The sequence below is a fragment of the Algicella marina genome (genome assembly GCF_009931615.1).
GTDB lineage: Bacteria > Pseudomonadota > Alphaproteobacteria > Rhodobacterales > Rhodobacteraceae > Algicella > Algicella marina.
This window is the reverse complement of sequence record NZ_CP046620.1, coordinates 462,156-478,584: the sequence shown is the minus strand read 5'-3', so window position 1 is coordinate 478,584 and position 16,429 is coordinate 462,156. Positions and strand designations below refer to the sequence as shown.

Sequence of the window (16,429 nt, the reverse complement as noted above, 5' to 3'; positions counted from 1 at the left end):
GGTCCTGCTTCGCAAAATCCAAATACGGCCTACTTTTTTTCGCCGACTCCCCGCAAAATTTCCTGCCACTATCGTATTACGAACATGTCCGCTGACAATCGCGCTGAACAAGTATGCGGGATTCGGTGAGCCTCCGGCGGTGCTCAAGAGGTTCAATTCCCGCGGGTCTAAGCCCCTCTTCAATACAAAATGGAACGTGCGGAATTTCACAGACAGGCCCAGTCAACCGGCGGACACTCAATGCAATACCGATCAATTCATTTTCGAGTGAGGGCACAGTATGAAACTTCCGTTTTCCGAGCCGGATCCCGCAGGTTCCGAGCGCGCACACAAGGCCAAAGTCCGCCGCGACCTCGCCACCGAGGTTTCCCGCCTGACGCCGCAGGCCGCCACCCGCAGCAACTGCGAGGAAGCCGATCACGCCACCGACGGCCGCAATGCCTCCTTCCCAGCCAACTTCACCAAAGGCCTCTTTCACGACAAGTGCGGCCTTCTGGCGGAGCCGGAGGATTACACCTGCTTTGTCGAGGCAATCAATTCTCCTGACCATACGCTTTTCGAGAAACACGTCACTTCCTCGAAGGACAGGGAGATTGACACTTTCTCCTGCAAGACCAAGAAAACCTGCTGCGGCGAAGAGGAAATAGGCTGGCGCGGCTGGGAAAGCCCACGGGCCGGTCATGTCTACGAACTCGAAGGTCCCGATGCGGGTGCCGTCGGCATGGCCCCGGCGCCCCGCGTAGGGTCCAGCGAACTGGCGGCGGAAATGGCGGAAGTCTACGGTCTCGCCCTCCTGCGCGACGTGCCTTTCACGACCATATGCGCAGGCGGCGGCAAGAAACTTTGCGAGGGCGAGGATGATACCGGAGAGGCCGAACTCTCGGCCGCGGATGTCGTCAAGGCACTCAATGGCATGAAATTCTACTCCGGCAAGGCCCCCCACTCCTCCACGCCGCACAACACCGGCCCCGAAGGCTTCAACGCCTTCGAACGCCACCGCCGCTGGGCGAGAACACAGGATGACGCCAAGCCTTTCAGCGCCCCGCTGACGCCACAGATCGCCTTTCGCGGTTCAACCAAGGGCGCCCTAAAGGGTCCCTACATTTCGCAATTCATGCTCATTGGCAGCAACTCACTGGCCTGCGCCGGTGGCGGTCGCGGCAGTTTCCCGGGCACGGAAGCAGCTTTCGATCTCAACGACGGGTTCATACCTTATGGTTCGTTGACGATCGACCAGCGCACCCTCGGGCACAAGAACTGCCTCGACTACATGACGGACTGGACAAGCTGGCGCGATGTCCAGAACGGCGCCAGTTTTGGTGGCTCCGATCAGTTCGAGGAAGAGCGGCGCTTCATTACCACGCCGCGCGATCTGGCCACCTACGTGCATTATGATGCGCTCTACGAAGCCTATCTTAATGCCGCCCTGATTCTGATCGGCATGGGTGTGCCTTCCTCCAAGGGCTTCCCGGAGCCAAGCCCGTCCACCCGCCGGGCCGCCTTCGCCACATTCGGCGGCCCGCATGTCCTGTCACTCGTCACCGAGGTGGCAACCCGCTGCCTCAAGGCCGTGCGTCGGCAGAAGTTCAACTACCACCGCCGCGCCAGGCCGGAGGCCATCGCCGGTCGGCTCACGCTGGCAGCACTTGGCGGCAAGAACAAGGATCTGGCCGACAAACTCGGCTGTGCTTCCGGTGCGTTTGAAAAGACACTCAAGGAATTGCCGGAGCCGATCCTCAAGGCCATCGCCAAACACAACACGGATCAGCAGGGCATGGCTGCAATGCGCGGGTTCGATTGCGATCCGAAGGCCTGCCTGCCGCCGGGTATCGACCTTGCAGCCTTCAATAGCTGCAACGCGCTCCTACCGATGGCATTCCCCGAGGGCTCACCGATGCACCCAGCCTACGGCGCGGGCCACGCCACGGTCGCCGGCGGCTGCGTAACTATGCTGAAGGCATTCTTCGAGATGTTCGAGAATTGCGACAGCTTCAAGGAGCGAGAGTTGCGCGTCAATGACTGCGGCAAGCATGTCGAACGCGGCGGCACGGAAGTCGTCTACGTTCCCACCGACGACGGCAAGGCACTGAAGAAGGACGACAAGTTCAAGGGAGCGCTGACGATCCAGGGTGAACTCGACAAACTGGCCGCCAACATCTCGATCGGCCGCAACATGGCCGGCGTCCACTACTACTCGGACTACTACGACAGCCTGCGCATGGGAGAGCGTATCGCCGTCGGTATCCTTCTCGAACAGGCGCCGACCTATAACGAGTCCATGGAAATGCGCTTCAAGTCCTTCGATGGCGACATGATCACCGTCACCGGCGAGGGCGGTAGCTGCCCTACCCTGACCGTAATGGACTACAATGGCCGAAACGTCGGCAGCCACGAATGGTGGCTGCGCCATACCAGCGGTGCCGAGATCGCCGAGGATCTGTAAGCCATCCAATCGCGAAAGGGGGCCGTGGGCCCCCTTTTCAGCAGACGCTCCGTCCGCGTTTGCTACAGCAGGAAATCATCGACCGAGAGATCCGATGCCTCAACGCCGTTGATCCGCAACTCTCCCAAGCCGCCCAGCGCGCCCAGGTCGATCAGCGCACCCGACGTCCCGTCTACCGCCGCGTCCGCCACCTCGGCAAAGCCGGTACCGAGGGCACGCAGGTCGAGCCGGTCAATACCGAGTTCGCAATCAACGATGACATCATTGCCGGCATCGAGGCCGAAACGGAATACATCCGCACCCTCACCGCCGGCCAGCCGGTCATCATCAACTCCGCCGTCCAGCAGATCGTCCCCGCTGCCGGCTCGCAGAACGTCTTCACCGGCCCCTCCGAACAACCGGTCAAGGCCACCACTCCCGTAAAGCGCGTCATCGCCATCGTTGCCGCGCACGATGTCGTCGCCCTGCCCGGCCCGAACAATATCGTCATCTGCCCCCATGCTGGCCACGTCCTCACCAGACCCGAGCGACAAAATGCCGTCCAGCCGGCCCAGTAAACCTGCATAGCGATCGTGGCCGCCGCCCATCGGCAACCCGAGCCACCGCATTTCCTAGCGTCAATCGAGGCCCCCGACAGCCAGCGCGATCCGGGCGAGCCAGTGCAGGTATCCCTCGGCCGCCCATTCCAGCCAGCCGAACCCGAACCAGATCAGCAGCCCGATCGCTGCAACCGGCAAGGCAACCGCTAAAAACCACAGCAGCCCCAGCGCCAACGCACCTCCAATGGCCGCCAAATTGTCCGCTTCTCGCCGCCCGATCCAGCCCCAGATGACCAGTCGTTTGTCTTGTGAAACGATGGCCGAGAGGCTGAGGGCGGCAATCAGGAAATGCACGCAAGTCGGCAACAGCGTGGAGAAGACCATCGCATAGAGCCACCAGTACTGCCGCCAGTCCGTCAGTCCGCCGATCACCTGCACCAGATCGAGCAACACGACCCCCGAAAGGACGTTCATTCCCGCAATCACCACCACCAGCGTGGCGCCGAGCGCGAGAAACAAGAGCGCTGCCACGGCGAAATCCGCGAGCCCATAGAGCACAGCCCCCCACCCGGCCCGCAACCCCCGCTGCGTCAGCGCCAGCGTCGCGGCATAGGAGAGTGTGTCGAACAGGCCGTTCAGGATCGGAAGCACGCCAAGAAACAGAAAGAGCCCGCGCCTTTCGTCCGAAATCTCCGCCCATGAACCAGACATAAGTGGGAAAAACAGCGCTGCAGCGCATGAAATTATCAAAATTAAAGACCCAAATTCATTTCTTTTTTGATCAATCAACCAAACTATAGCCGGCACAACCGTTAAAAAAATGCCATTGTGATAAAAACTATCATTGAACCTGGATTTGCGAATGCTACGGCGATGACGATTGCAACTGATACTGATAATAATCCTGCGACCGCGCCTGAAATAGAAAATGAAAAAGCAACTAAGAATGGAAACATGACCACGTATGTGAATGCAAATGCGAAATCAAACGCGCGTGCGGCATCAACTACGCCTACGTTTGCAAATAATACCGAAAGCCCGATTGCAAAACCGATGCCCATTATTAATAAAAAATAGAATCCGATTAAGATTGCGAATATGAGTATGACCGAAAATAAAACTGCTACCATCCGCCACGAAAGCAATCGGTCACCAGCCATCTGCAGCCTTTCTGCAAATTTCCGAAGCGGCAGAGACCAGCGAGTTGCTACTGATCCTGCAATCGGCACCAGAAAGAACGCGAAAGCAACTATGCTAAAGCTCAAATGCCGCACCCAGTCCCTCTCCTCCCGCTCCAGAACGACCATTCCGCCGAGCCGCCCATCCTCGCCCGTCCATTGCCAGTGCAGAAAGATCAGCATCAGAGGGTAGAGCACGGCGACCAGCAGGGCCCTGTCCATCAGCCTGTAGGTCAGGCTGCCGGCGAACAGCCGCGGAAGTCCGCGCGTCCCTCCGTCCTCCGTCACCTGCCCCACCCAGCCCATTACCCGCCTCAGTACCGCCTGCATTGTCGGGGCGTAGAAGGGCGCAAACGTCTCGACAGAAAGATGCCTTCCCAGCCAGTCCTGCCGCGAAGGAGACCAGATGGTCATGGCAGCCAGCAGGATCGTTGCGGCAAGTGTGCCGAGGACGACATTCAGCAGGATCAGGATTCCATGGGTAAGGTACGGCGAGAACAGCCAGAGCAGACCAAAAAGTCCGCTAACGATGAGTGCCAGAACTGCAAAGGCTGCCTCAAAATTCATTGCATCATCTTCGGGTGCGCCACACACCTGTCAAGCTCTCTCGCACTGCGCGTCTCCAGCACCATTGACGGCCCCTCGCAACCCCGCCATATCAGTCGCCATGACAGACCTCTCGCACATCCGCAATTTCTCCATCGTCGCCCATATCGACCATGGCAAATCCACCCTCGCGGACCGGCTCATCCAGAGCACCGGCACCGTCGCCGACCGCGACATGAAAGAGCAGATGCTCGACGCGATGGATATCGAGCGCGAGCGGGGCATCACCATCAAGGCCAACACCGTCCGCATCGACTACAAGGCGAAGGACGGGCGGACATACGTCCTCAACCTGATCGACACGCCGGGCCACGTCGATTTCGCCTACGAGGTCTCCCGCTCCATGCGCGCCGTCGAAGGCTCACTGCTGGTCGTCGATGCCTCTCAGGGCGTCGAAGCCCAGACGCTCGCCAACGTCTACACCGCCATCGACGCCAACCACGAGATCGTCCCCGTCCTCAACAAGATCGACCTGCCGGCGGCCGAGCCGGAGCGGGTGTGCGAGCAGATCGAGGATGTCATCGGCATCGACGCTTCCGACGCCGTGAAGATCTCCGCCAAGACAGGCCTCGGCATTCCCGACGTGCTGGAGGCGATCGTCACCCGCCTGCCCGCCCCCACCGGCGACGCCGACGCGCCGCTGAAGGCCATGCTCGTTGACAGCTGGTATGACGCCTACCTCGGCGTCGTCGTCCTCGTCCGCATCATCGACGGCAAGCTGCGCAAGGGCGACAAGATCAAGATGATGAACACCAAGGCCACTTACCCGGTGGACCGCATCGGCGTCTTCCGCCCCGCCATGCAACAGGTCGATGAACTCGGCCCCGGAGAAATCGGCTTTCTCACCGCCTCCATCAAGCAGGTCCGCGACACGCGCGTCGGTGACACCATCACTCACGAGAAAAAGGGCACGGACAAGGCGCTGCCCGGCTTCAAACCCTCCATCCCCGTGGTCTTCTGCGGCCTCTTCCCCGTGGACGCCGCCGATTTCGAGGACCTGCGCGACGCCATCGAGAAACTGCAACTCAACGACGCCAGCTTCTCCGCCGAAATGGAAACCTCCGCCGCGCTCGGCTTCGGCTTTCGCTGCGGCTTCCTCGGCCTCCTGCACCTCGAAGTCATCCGCGACCGGCTGGAGCGGGAGTATGACATCGACCTCATCACCACCGCGCCCTCGGTGATCTACCACATCCACCTGACGGACGGTGAGATGCTGGAGTTGCACAACCCCGCCGACATGCCCGACATGGTCAAGATCGACCACATAGAGGAGCCGCGCATCAAGGCGACAATCCTCGTGCCCGACGACTATCTCGGCGATGTCCTGAAGCTCTGCCAGGACCGGCGCGGCGTCCAGCTCGACCTCACTTATGCCGGCGCCCGTGCCATGGTCGTCTACGATCTGCCGCTGAACGAAGTGGTGTTCGATTTCTACGACAGGCTGAAGAGCGTCACCAAGGGCTATGCCAGCTTCGACTACCAGATGATCGGCTATCAGCAGGATGCGCTGGTCAAGATGCAGATCCTCGTCAACGACGAGCCGGTTGACGCCCTCTCCACCATGGTCCACCGCGACCGGGCCGAGGCGCGCGGCCGCGCGATGGTCGAAAAGCTCAAGGAACTCATCCCCCAGCACATGTTCAAGATCCCCATCCAGGCCGCCATCGGCGGCCGCATCATCGCGCGGGAGACGCTCTCGGCCCTGCGCAAGGACGTGACGGCGAAATGCTACGGCGGCGATGTAAGCCGCAAGAAGAAACTCTTGGACAAGCAGAAGGCCGGGAAGAAACGGATGCGCCAGTTCGGCAAGGTGGATATCCCGCAAGAGGCGTTCATCTCGGCGCTGAAGATGGATAGCTGAGGGGCAGACCGGACCACCCCCAATCTGATCGCAAGCCGACGAGCCGATCACCCAAGCTCAACCGCCACAGCCCCACCCGGCCCGGAACAAGGCGCGCAAGCGCCGCCGGGCCAGCGCCGGCCCGTCCGCGCGGGCTGGCGCTTTGGCTGATCCTGGCGCCGATCTCCGAGGTCAAAGACATGTGGCCGGCATAAACCGCGATACCCAAAGGCACGAAGCGCCACCCCACGGTCTGGCGCTGGCCCTCAGGAGCGCAGGCTGCCTTTTGGCGCGTGCACCTGCGCTGCCGTCTACCCCCCGGCGCCACGCGGCAAAACCGGCGCCTCAACAGATGGACGGATGACGGCACCGAAACCCACCTCGAAGACCAATACCTCACCTTCTCCGAAGACGGCCTCATCGCCCGCGCCGAGCGCCGCAACGATGCCGGAGAGGTGGTGTGGTTCCGAGAGGCGGAGAGGGTGTGGAGTGACAACTGATGATTGAATTGTTGCGCACCAGACCTTTTACACGCTAAAAAGTAGACGTCACGGCTGAATGCTACGGCGGAGACGTGACCCGGGAGAAGAAGCTTCTGGAGAAGCAGAAGGCCGGGAAGGTTGATAGTCCACCGGAGACTTTTATTAGTGCGCTTAAGATGCATAGTTGAAATAGTATTCGCCATTGCCGCGATTACTATAGCGCCTGCGCTTGCTGCGGCTCAAACTATCCAACGCTCTGAAATTCCGGAAGGCGGTCAAGTGGTCCAGACCAATGACAAAGAGGATCAAGGCTATCTTTTCACATTTACCGGTATCGAGGACGGTCTTTATGTGACAGAAGCCCGTAACGAGCATCTCCCTGACAGCTCTCCCATTGTAACCCATTTCTCCGATGCAGAGGGCAATCTGGTCAAACGTCTCCACGGGAACGGTGTTCTCTTTACTTATGAACCGCACAATTGCTTTCGCACAATCGGTCAATGCAAATTTACAACCATCTACAGTACAGGCCATAGTCAGGAGTTCAGGCGCATTACCTCGCCCGAAGGAGACGGCTGGTTTAGAAGCACCACCTACGCAGTCCTGCCGTACAAAGATAATTTGCACGAAGTCATGTTGGTCTCTTTTTTTCAAGATGGCATGGTCAAGCATATAAAGCGCCTGAACGATAACGGCGATGTAGTTTGGTCCACTACGGCGGAGCGCTTGTGGACACGCGACTGAGTGTAGATGCCGGTGTAAAAGTCCCCAAAAGTGGCGACGGAAAATTCCCCACTTTTCAGTCTCGGTGATCAGCCGGTTTGTGCGATCAGCGACCGTAAGGGGGGTGTCAACCCACCACCTCAAAACAACCCACCCCGCCCCGCTCATCCTACAACGCATCATTCACGATAACGGTCCCTCAGGGCACCCGATTGCGGCGGCGATGCAGTCTGTCAGGGTGGGGCGAGGAAGGCCATGAGGCGGGGTGTTGGGACATGTCGGATCTCAGATTTTTTAGAGTGGGCGTCAACCCACCGCACAGCCCATTTCATTGAAACCCGTCGCACCGCGCTTCCGCCCCGCCCCTCAATCCTCCAGCTTCATCGAGACCTTCAACTTCGTTCGGTAGAGGCTCACCGCGCCGCCCTCGATCACGACGTCCTGTTCCGTCACCTCCGCCACGCGCAGATCGCGTAGCGAGCCGGCGGCGCGGCTGATCGCCGTGGCCGCCGCCTTCTCCCAGGATTCGGAACTCGTGCCCACGATCTCGATCATCTTGTAGACGTTCTCGGCCATTGTCTCCCCCCCGATTATCGTGGGGGCAGGCACATCAGACCGCGCCGCCTGTCATCGGGCGCAGGGGCAGAGGCTCAGAACAGCCCGTCGCCGCCCTGCTCGTGCTCGATGGCCGCATCGGCGCCCACCGCCGCACCCGCGCCGACGGCGGCTACGCATCCGGGCAGGCTCATCAGGCTCAGCAGCAGGGCAATCAGCAAGGGTTTCGGCATTGGCTTCACTCCATCATGTTCGCCGCGCAGCATAGCCTGCGGCAGCGGCCCGCGCCAGCCTCAGCGGCGGGCGGCAGGCAGGGTCGCCACTTCCGTCGGCAGGGCGACCACCGGCATCAGCCGTGTCTCTTCCACCGGGTTCTGCCGCCAGGCCAGCGTCTCGGGCAGGATGAAACCGGCGTAGCTGCCCTGCTCGACCTCCACCGGCAGCGCCGTGGCACGCACAGCCTCCGCCAGGTCCGTGCGCGGCATCTCTGTCTCCATTTCCGCCTGCATCACCTCTGACACTTCCGAAACGCCGAAGCCGATGGCCTGCGACAGGACCGCCGTGTTGCCGATCACCATCGCCGTCAGAAAGATCCACGTGGTGGCGACCGCACCATCTTCACGGGCGGTACGGGAAAGGAGGCTGGGTTTACGGTTGGTCATGGCTACGTTCCTGCGACTGCGACACTCATTCGAGATGTCTTTGTTTCAACTCTGCCGAGACTCCTAGCCAAGTTTTCCGAGATTTCCCAGAAAACTATCTGTAAAACTCAACGTTATCAAAACGTTAACAGGTCGTTACGACATGGCATATGCATGAAGGCCCGTTCCGCATGACAAGACATCCGGCATGAGGCGAGGGATGGCATGGGCAGTTTTTGCCACGCGATCGTCGCCCGGCCGTTGCCGACCCGGACGTGCAGGCGACAGCGCCGGGCGGTGATTTCACGGCCAGTCAGGCCCGCCGGATCATCCCGACAGTCAGCCATACCAAACCCATACGGAAACCATACCAAACCCATATTTGGCAATCGTCGCAAAAGAAGTCCGATTTCGCCCTTTTTCCGCCAAGATCGAAACGTAGGGTGTCAAGCGAGCCACCTTCAGGGGTCGGCTCGGTCAATCGGGGGGTTGCGTGCCGACATCTTTGTAGTTGCGTGGTCGGCTGTGTTTTTGTTCAATGCTCTCAATGTGTTAGAAGAGCGCCCGGATTTGTTCCCCAACCCGGAAAGCGGCCTGTCCGTCGGTCGCAAATGGCCGTGGCGTCGTCAGGTTACCCGCCAGCGCCTGCCGGATCATCCCCGGCAAGGCCTCCAGATCCCTGCAAGCCACCGAAACCCCCTCCGCCTCCCAAGAAACCCCCGGCGGATATCCCTCCAAATTCTCCAGCGATATCACAGGCTTATCAGCAATGGATGCTTCCAGTCCAATGGTCGACAACTGGACGATCGCCGCCGCACTCGCCTGAATCTGAGGATGTGGCCTCTCCTTTTCCGGATCGGCAAAATAGATCCGAGGATGCGCGCGCGGTCGCGGGACCTCTCTCCATCTGGATGGATGATACCTGAATATCAACGGGTTATCGGGATTTTCCTCCACAAAGTTTTCCAGTACTTCGGAAATCCTCCGCAACAACCAGAACCGCTCCTCCCCGGTCTTGCTGAAATCTATATCTCCCGAGAACAGAACCGGCCGCTTCGACTCCCATCCACGGGCTTCGAGAAATGCCTCGGCTGCTTCCAAAACTTCCCTGGAAGCCATTGAATCAAACGCCGGATTTCCCGTCACGGCTACGTGGGGCGCACCTTCTCTCCGTAAATATTCAGCGACGTTGTCGGAAAGCACACAGATACGATCCGGCCAGTCCCCCTGCCCGACAAAGGTTTTCGCCTGACGCGCAAGAAGATCGTTCATAGCCAAGGACGGAATACCGAGCCTTCTGGCCGCCTTCCATGATGCCCGCTCCGCCCGCGGCGAGTTCGTGGTAACAACAATATCAGCCCCGACATCCCTGATGATATCGGCAATGAAATCAACGGGTTCGAACGCCGCCCGGCCCTTGCTGCGGTATTCGTGGAATGCTGCTTCCCGCCCAAGCCTGGTCTCGAGTTCCAAGAAATTGACGCCCAGATAAGCGATACTTTCGGCTTCGCTGACACTGCCGCCGGCGTTTTCCGGAAGAAGCTCCAGGCCGCACTTCGTCACAGCCTCGACATCGCGAAGATGAAGAAAGTCGGCAAAGCCAACCGGCCTCTCCCCAGCGGATCTGGCTGCGGCGGCTCCAATGGTCAGGGCCATCACAATCTGCTCGCTATCAGGTGCGATCTGCCGCATGGCACGCACGACCGGCAGGATCATTGAAATATGGCCGCCGCCATAACTGACATAAAGGATTTTCGGGGACGGTATCATTTGCTCTCCGTTGCTAAGTCTTTGCCTGACGATAACGCAAAGCGTTTGCAATGGAGATCGTGGATCAAGGTGGGACCGTTGCCGGCGGGCAATGGCGATCCCGGGAGGACTCGAACCCCCAACATCCTGATTAGAAGTCAGGTGCTCTATCCAGTTGAGCTACGGGACCACGCTCCTGCGGTTTAGCAATTTGCACAGGACGGTCAAGCCCGGCCACCCGATAACACTTAGATCTTTTCCGGGCCATGCTTATCGCGAAGCGCAATCAGCTTGCGTTTGACATGCGCCCACTAACAACGATGCAGCCACTCTGCACCTTAACGACGCGGGAGCCTATTCTCTCGTATTATCGACCGCGATCTGTGTTTGACTGTTACTGGTAGTACTGCTGACAAATCGTTGCCATCCGGTGCCGGTAGATCGGATCAACAGCGTGCTCATGATTTTGAACAACCTTACGTATCTACCATACTCCGCAAGGGCTTCGTGAACTACTCTGCCAACGGCAGTGCGGGCGACACGATCAGTCGTTGCATGCGAGAGGTCGAAATCCTTCAGAAAATCTTGACGCGAGCGCTCTTTCTTCCGATCCAAACCTCTCGGCGCCAGCCTGCCCCCAGTTTTGGCTTCTATCTCTTTAAGGACGATATGGACCACAGCGATATCCACGGTCGAAACCGTGCCATCCGAATGCACGCGGTGCGGCAACGACTCGGAGACATCAGTCCATAGTCAGGCGCACAGCACTGCACCTTCAGGAGGCTTTGCGAGAAACCTGGAGTTCCTTCTGGCGGCACAGTGCCGCTCCGAAAGCTTCAAAGAGAGGTCGGGAGACCGGGTCCTCACCTGCTCGCCATTCCGGATGCCATTGCACTGCCAGCGCGAAACCTGGTGCTCCCGCAACGTGGATCGCCTCATGCGTTCCATCGGGCGCATAGCCTTCCACGACAATGCGTTCACCCACCTCGTCTATCCCCTGTCCGTGGAGGGAATTGACCAACACCTCGTCCGCACCGAAAACCCTGGCGAAGACTCCCCCCGGACTGAGACTGACGACGTGCCGATGCTCGAACTTCTCTTCCAGCGTTCCATCGGGCGGCATACGATGGTTCAACCGTCCCGGCAGATCGCGGATTTCGGGATGAAGCGATCCACCGAAGGCGACATTGAATTCCTGAAAGCCCCGGCAGATTCCGAGAATCGCCGTGCCGTGTTCCACGGCCGCGCGGATCAACGGCAACACGAGTTCATCACGGTTCTCGTCGAAAGTGCCATGTGCCTCCGTCGGTTCCTGTCCATAAAAACGGGGATGCACGTTGGGCCTGCCACCGGGCAAAATGAAGCCATCGAACGTATTGAGTAGGGCAGGAATGTCTGCGGCCGATGGCAGTGCCGGCACCAGCAATGGCAGCGCCCCGGTTACCTCCGCCACCGCGCTGATATTGTGCTCACCGACGGCCTGCGCGGGATACTGGTCATTGATAAGGTGAGTGTTCCCGATGATACCAACTGTGGGCCGCGCCATATCTTTCCTCGTGTTCATGTTGCGCCGCAAAATTTACCAACGCGAAACATGCCGTCAATTGCTTCAGGGTTCGGCAACAAAACCCGCATCCTCAATGGCAGCTACACCGCACAGAGAGTCATTTTCAGAAGTATCGCCGGAAACGCCCATAGCGCCCAGCACTGTTCCCTTGCCCGTTCTTATCAGAATTCCGCCCGGAACCGGAACCAGTTTTCCGTCAAAAGCACCATTGGCCGCCAGTGCGAAGTACGGCTGGCTCTCTGCACGCGCGTACTGCGCCTCCCCGCCAATACCAAGCATCACGGCACCATAGGCCTTTGCCCGGGCGATTTCGAAGCGTCCCGGCGCTGCGCCGTCCTGCCGCTCGAATGCGATCGGATGACCACCCGGGTCGAGCAACACTACGCTCAGCGGCTTCAGGCTCATCTGCTCCTGTCGGCGGAACACAGATCGGATCATCGTTCTGGCCTTGCGAAGCGGAATATAGGCCATGGCAATCAAGTCCTTCCGTCATTTCGTTGTACCTCTGCAAGTCAAACACAAACTCACCGGATTTCAAACCGAGGCACCGTTGACATCTTTGGCATTACTGGCGTTTCGCATCGATCTGGTCGATTTTTGCACACTACATCGGACGTTCAGACCGTACGGAGGAGAGGACTCCCATGGGGGCTGGACCTTGCACGCGCCGCGAAAGTCCCTAGGCTCGCGCCGACAGGAGACACACAATGCGCAGCGAAGCCCCCCCAATGATCAAGCTTTCCGACTATCAGGCGCCGGCCTTTCTCGTCCGTCATGTCGATCTGAAGTTCTGCCTGCATCCGACCGCAACACGAGTTTTCTCCAGACTCGAATGTGTTCCTAACACCGGCAAGTCAGCGTTTCTCTTGAATGGTGAGGAATTGCAGCTCATCAGCGTCGAGATTGACGGCAAACCTCTGGCCGACGACGCGCTAATCCTGACCGAAACCACACTTGAGATTGCGGCGGATGCCCTACCCGACGGTGATTTCACCCTGTGCTGCGAAACGGAAATCAATCCGGAAGGCAACACGTCACTCGACGGCCTTTACATGTCCAAAGGCATGTACTGTACCCAGTGCGAAGCTGAAGGCTTCCGCAAGATCACCTTTTTCCCCGACAGGCCGGATATCATGGCCACATATAGCGTTCGGATCGAGAGCGACGAGCCGGTGATGCTGTCCAACGGCAATCCGACGGCAAGCGGCCCCGGCTGGGCCGAGTGGCACGATCCATGGCCGAAACCCAGTTACCTGTTTGCTCTCGTAGCCGGCAATCTCGTGTCGTATGACGACAGCTTCCTCACAATGTCAGGCCGCGAAGTTGGATTGAAAATCTACGTGCGGCCGGGTGACAAACACAGGTGCGAATATGCCATGGACGCCCTCAAACGCTCCATGCGCTGGGATGAACAGGTCTATGGTCGGGAATACGACCTTGATCTTTTCATGATCGTTGCTGTCGATGACTTCAACATGGGAGCCATGGAGAACAAGGGACTGAACATCTTCAACTCCAAATACGTCCTCGCCAGCGCAGAGATAGCGACAGACCGCGACTACGAACTTATCGAGGGCATCATCGCCCACGAGTATTTCCACAACTGGACGGGAAACCGCATCACCTGCCGCGACTGGTTCCAGCTCTGCCTCAAGGAAGGGCTGACCGTCTACCGCGACCAGCAGTTCTCCGGCGACCAGCGCGGCCACGCGGTGCAGCGCATCGACGACGTGAAGATGCTGCGCGCCCGGCAGTTCAGGGAAGACGCGGGGCCACTGGCGCATCCGGTCCGGCCAGAAGAATACATCGAGATCAACAACTTCTACACGGCTACCGTCTATGAAAAGGGCGCCGAGGTGATCGGTATGTTGCGCACTCTCGTCGGGGCAGAAGCCTACGAGAGGGCGCTGACGCTTTATTTCCAGCGTCATGACGGGCAGGCTTGTACCATAGAGGACTGGATCAAGGTCTTCGAGGACGTGACGGGCACGGACCTTGCGCAATTCAAGCGTTGGTACAGCCAGGCAGGAACGCCGCGGATTTCCGTTAAGGAGGACTGGGACGGCAATACCTACATGCTCACGCTCACCCAAAAGACCGACCCGACTCCTGGACAGCCGGACAAGCAACCACTCGTCATCCCCGTCGCCTCTGGCCTTCTTGGCAGCGACGGAACGGAGCTTCACAGTACTGAAGTGCTTGTCTTGGATAAGGCCGAGCAGACCTATCGCTTCGAAGGACTGCCGGAGAAGCCAATACCTTCCCTGTTCCGCGGCTTCTCGGCGCCCGTGATCGTCGAGCGAAAGATCTCGAATGCGGAGCGGGCGTTTCTACTCGCGAATGACACGGATCCTTTCAATAAGTGGGAGATGGGGCGCGCCTATGCCCTCGACCTGTTGTCCGTCCTGGCAACGGACGCGGAGTCGACCATAGAGCCAGATTTCCTCAACGCGATGGCAACACTTCTCGAGGACCAGACCCTCGACCCTGCTTTCAAGGCCCTCGCACTCAGCCTGCCAAGTATTGAGGACGTTATGGATGCCGTCCGCCAGGGCGGCGGAACTCCCGATCCGATGGCCTGCTACGATGCTCTGAGCCGGCTGGACACGGCAATGGCAGGCCGAATGAAAGGCACAATTGAGCAAATCTACAATGCTCTGGACAATGACGGGCCCTACACGCCAGATCCGCAGGCTGCGGGCGAGCGCAGCCTTCGCGGGCGGCTTCTAGGTCTCATTTCCCGGCTGGAACCGAATGTCGAGACCGCGATGCGCCATCTCGCACATGCGGACAACATGACGGATATCATGCAGGCCCTACCGCTATTGATTCGTGCGGGCAGGCCGGAGGCGAAGGAAGCGCTCGGGAGCATTTATGAGTCCTGGAAACACAATGATCTCGTCCTTGACAAATGGTTCGCAGCGCAGGCCATGGCCACACCGCCCGAGCATGCGGCAGAGGCGGTAGCTCAACTGACAGAGCATCCGGACTTCCATTGGAAAAATCCCAACCGCTTCCGTAGTGTCATCGGTGTTTTTGCCATGGCGAACGTTGCCGGGTTCCATCGGGCTGACGGTGCCGGCTACAAACTGCTGACGGACTGGCTGATCAGGCTTGACCCGGTAAACCCGCAGACGACCGCGCGGCTTGCCGGAGCCTTCGAGACATGGCGCAACTTCGATGATGGACGGCAGGCGTTGATGCTGGGCAACATGCAGCGGATCGCCGATCTCAAAGGCCTTTCCAAGGACACCGGCGAAATCATAGGCCGGATACTGGAGGCGAAAGGATGAGCGAACGACCGGTATGCGTTGTGACCGGCGGCAGCTCCGGCATCGGTGCTGCGACGGCGGAACTGGCGGCTCGGGACGGTTTTGATGTCGTTCTGACATACAAGACTGACGAAACCGGCGCCAAAGACGTGCAGGCGAAGGTAGAGGAACTTGGAGCAAAAGCCCTGATCCTGCGCTTGGATGTGGGCAAGCCGGACGATATTGAGCACGTTTTTCGCAAGACGGTGGACATGTTCGGCAGGCTCGATGCACTGATCAACAACGCCGGGATCGTCGATCAGGCAACGCGTCTTGACGGCCTCGACTCCGACCGCATCGCCAACATGCTCAACGTCAACGTCACGGGCTCGATCCTCTGCGCGAAGGCCGCCGTCAGGCTGATGAGCCGCGAGTTCGGCGGACATGGTGGCAGCATAGTCAACATTTCTTCGGCCGCAGCACGGCTTGGTGGTGCAAACATGTATCTGGATTACGGAGCTTCCAAGGGAGCTATCGACACGTTCACCCGTGGGCTGGCTGCAGAGCAGGCCGCACACGGGGTGCGGGTCAATGCCGTGCGGCCGGGCGTGATCGAAACCGAATTGCATGCCAAGGGTGGCACCCCGGACCGGGTGACACAGATCGCCGCAAGTTTGCCAATGAAACGGGCAGGTACCGCGCACGAGGTCGCAGAAGGCGTAGTTTGGCTGATATCGGAAAAGGCCAGCTACGTGACCGGCGCTATCCTCGACATCTCCGGCGGGCGCTGAGGCGGGTTCCGCTTGATCCCGCCGCAGGCCTTGCCTAGAAGGCTTCAGGCAGCGGTTGCCCGCA

The 16,429-nt window shown here is 59.4% G+C and carries 15 protein-coding genes, 1 tRNA gene and 1 pseudogene; 7 read left to right on the top strand and 10 right to left on the bottom strand.

From position 1 onward, the window contains the following. The first annotated feature begins 280 nt into the window (after positions 1-280). A complete protein-coding gene (locus GO499_RS02420) occupies positions 281-2,443 on the top strand; it encodes a phosphatase PAP2 family protein (RefSeq protein ID WP_161860691.1) in 2,163 nt (720 codons plus the stop codon). Between the two features lie 62 nt (positions 2,444-2,505). Here the strand turns inward: GO499_RS02420 and GO499_RS02415 are convergent, their stop codons facing one another. The 3 genes from GO499_RS02415 to GO499_RS02405 all read right to left on the bottom strand — a co-directional run bounded on the left by GO499_RS02415 (position 2,506) and on the right by GO499_RS02405 (position 4,727). Then, entirely contained in the window at positions 2,506-3,051 is a 546-nt protein-coding gene (locus GO499_RS02415) for a calcium-binding protein (protein WP_161860690.1), read from the bottom strand. 9 nt (positions 3,052-3,060) lie between these two features. After that, entirely contained in the window at positions 3,061-3,693 is a 633-nt protein-coding gene (locus tag GO499_RS02410) for a hypothetical protein (RefSeq protein WP_161860689.1), read from the bottom strand. 101 nt (positions 3,694-3,794) lie between these two features. Continuing rightward, the gene (locus tag GO499_RS02405) at positions 3,795-4,727 is read right to left on the bottom strand and encodes a hypothetical protein (RefSeq protein WP_161860688.1); all 933 of its coding nucleotides are present in this window, start codon (positions 4,725-4,727) and stop codon (positions 3,795-3,797) included. Between the two features lie 100 nt (positions 4,728-4,827). On the opposite strand from GO499_RS02405, the gene lepA reads away from it, so the two are divergent. From lepA to GO499_RS02385, 4 genes and pseudogenes are all read left to right on the top strand, one after another. Next, positions 4,828-6,627: a translation elongation factor 4 gene (lepA, locus tag GO499_RS02400; protein WP_161860687.1), complete on the top strand. Its 1,800-nt coding sequence runs from the start codon at positions 4,828-4,830 to the stop codon at positions 6,625-6,627. Between the two features lie 272 nt (positions 6,628-6,899). Further along, positions 6,900-7,106 (top strand): hypothetical protein, encoded by a 207-nt coding sequence (locus GO499_RS02395; protein WP_161860686.1) that lies wholly within the window; start codon positions 6,900-6,902, stop codon positions 7,104-7,106. A 44-nt stretch (positions 7,107-7,150) separates the two neighbouring features. Continuing rightward, positions 7,151-7,276 (top strand): annotated as a pseudogene (locus GO499_RS19815) (hypothetical protein); the annotation flags it as partial. After that, positions 7,254-7,832 carry a hypothetical protein gene (locus GO499_RS02385; RefSeq protein WP_284154868.1) on the top strand — a complete coding sequence of 193 codons (579 nt, stop codon included), beginning with the start codon at positions 7,254-7,256 and terminating at the stop codon, positions 7,830-7,832. The pseudogene GO499_RS19815 and the gene GO499_RS02385, both read left to right, overlap by 23 nt. 345 nt (positions 7,833-8,177) lie before the next feature. Here the strand turns inward: GO499_RS02385 and GO499_RS02380 are convergent, their stop codons facing one another. From GO499_RS02380 to GO499_RS02350, 7 genes are all read right to left on the bottom strand, one after another. Further along, on the bottom strand, positions 8,178-8,387 hold the full coding sequence (locus GO499_RS02380; protein ID WP_161860683.1) for a dodecin family protein: 210 nt from the start codon (positions 8,385-8,387) through the stop codon (positions 8,178-8,180). Positions 8,388-8,461: 74 nt separating this feature from the next. Next, positions 8,462-8,599 (bottom strand): hypothetical protein, encoded by a 138-nt coding sequence (locus tag GO499_RS02375; RefSeq protein ID WP_161860682.1) that lies wholly within the window; start codon positions 8,597-8,599, stop codon positions 8,462-8,464. 60 nt (positions 8,600-8,659) lie between these two features. Next, a complete protein-coding gene (locus GO499_RS02370; RefSeq protein ID WP_161860681.1) occupies positions 8,660-9,028 on the bottom strand; it encodes a hypothetical protein in 369 nt (122 codons plus the stop codon). A gap of 531 nt (positions 9,029-9,559) precedes the next feature. Beyond that, a complete protein-coding gene (locus tag GO499_RS02365) occupies positions 9,560-10,723 on the bottom strand; it encodes a hypothetical protein (RefSeq protein ID WP_161860680.1) in 1,164 nt (387 codons plus the stop codon). Positions 10,724-10,869: 146 nt separating this feature from the next. Continuing rightward, positions 10,870-10,946 (bottom strand) — tRNA-Arg (locus GO499_RS02360). A gap of 585 nt (positions 10,947-11,531) precedes the next feature. Continuing rightward, positions 11,532-12,302, bottom strand: a complete 771-nt coding sequence (locus GO499_RS02355; protein WP_161860679.1) for a gamma-glutamyl-gamma-aminobutyrate hydrolase family protein — start codon at positions 12,300-12,302, stop codon at positions 11,532-11,534. Between the two features lie 63 nt (positions 12,303-12,365). Then, positions 12,366-12,794 (bottom strand): GlcG/HbpS family heme-binding protein, encoded by a 429-nt coding sequence (locus GO499_RS02350; RefSeq protein WP_161860678.1) that lies wholly within the window; start codon positions 12,792-12,794, stop codon positions 12,366-12,368. 236 nt (positions 12,795-13,030) lie between these two features. Between GO499_RS02350 and pepN the strand changes: the two genes are divergently transcribed. Next, positions 13,031-15,616: an aminopeptidase N gene (pepN, locus tag GO499_RS02345; RefSeq protein WP_161860677.1), complete on the top strand. Its 2,586-nt coding sequence runs from the start codon at positions 13,031-13,033 to the stop codon at positions 15,614-15,616. Continuing rightward, entirely contained in the window at positions 15,613-16,365 is a 753-nt protein-coding gene (locus GO499_RS02340) for an SDR family oxidoreductase (RefSeq protein ID WP_161860676.1), read from the top strand. Before pepN ends, GO499_RS02340 begins: the two co-directional genes overlap by 4 nt. Positions 16,366-16,429: the final 64 nt, after the last annotated feature.

Excerpts from the sequence above, each read along its gene's own strand:
- lepA (WP_161860687.1), top strand. The coding sequence starts at position 4,828 with ATGACAGACCTCTCGCACATCCGCAATTTCTCCATCGTCGCCCATATC.
- GO499_RS02415 (WP_161860690.1), bottom strand. The coding sequence starts at position 3,051 with ATGCGGTGGCTCGGGTTGCCGATGGGCGGCGGCCACGATCGCTATGCA.
- GO499_RS02340 (WP_161860676.1), top strand. The coding sequence starts at position 15,613 with ATGAGCGAACGACCGGTATGCGTTGTGACCGGCGGCAGCTCCGGCATC.
- GO499_RS02350 (WP_161860678.1), bottom strand. The coding sequence starts at position 12,794 with ATGGCCTATATTCCGCTTCGCAAGGCCAGAACGATGATCCGATCTGTG.
- GO499_RS02420 (WP_161860691.1), top strand. The coding sequence starts at position 281 with ATGAAACTTCCGTTTTCCGAGCCGGATCCCGCAGGTTCCGAGCGCGCA.
- GO499_RS02405 (WP_161860688.1), bottom strand. The coding sequence starts at position 4,727 with ATGAATTTTGAGGCAGCCTTTGCAGTTCTGGCACTCATCGTTAGCGGA.
- GO499_RS02355 (WP_161860679.1), bottom strand. The coding sequence starts at position 12,302 with ATGGCGCGGCCCACAGTTGGTATCATCGGGAACACTCACCTTATCAAT.
- GO499_RS02365 (WP_161860680.1), bottom strand. The coding sequence starts at position 10,723 with ATGATCCTGCCGGTCGTGCGTGCCATGCGGCAGATCGCACCTGATAGC.
- GO499_RS02380 (WP_161860683.1), bottom strand. The coding sequence starts at position 8,387 with ATGGCCGAGAACGTCTACAAGATGATCGAGATCGTGGGCACGAGTTCC.
- GO499_RS02410 (WP_161860689.1), bottom strand. The coding sequence starts at position 3,693 with ATGTCTGGTTCATGGGCGGAGATTTCGGACGAAAGGCGCGGGCTCTTT.
- GO499_RS02375 (WP_161860682.1), bottom strand. The coding sequence starts at position 8,599 with ATGCCGAAACCCTTGCTGATTGCCCTGCTGCTGAGCCTGATGAGCCTG.
- GO499_RS02370 (WP_161860681.1), bottom strand. The coding sequence starts at position 9,028 with ATGACCAACCGTAAACCCAGCCTCCTTTCCCGTACCGCCCGTGAAGAT.
- pepN (WP_161860677.1), top strand. The coding sequence starts at position 13,031 with ATGCGCAGCGAAGCCCCCCCAATGATCAAGCTTTCCGACTATCAGGCG.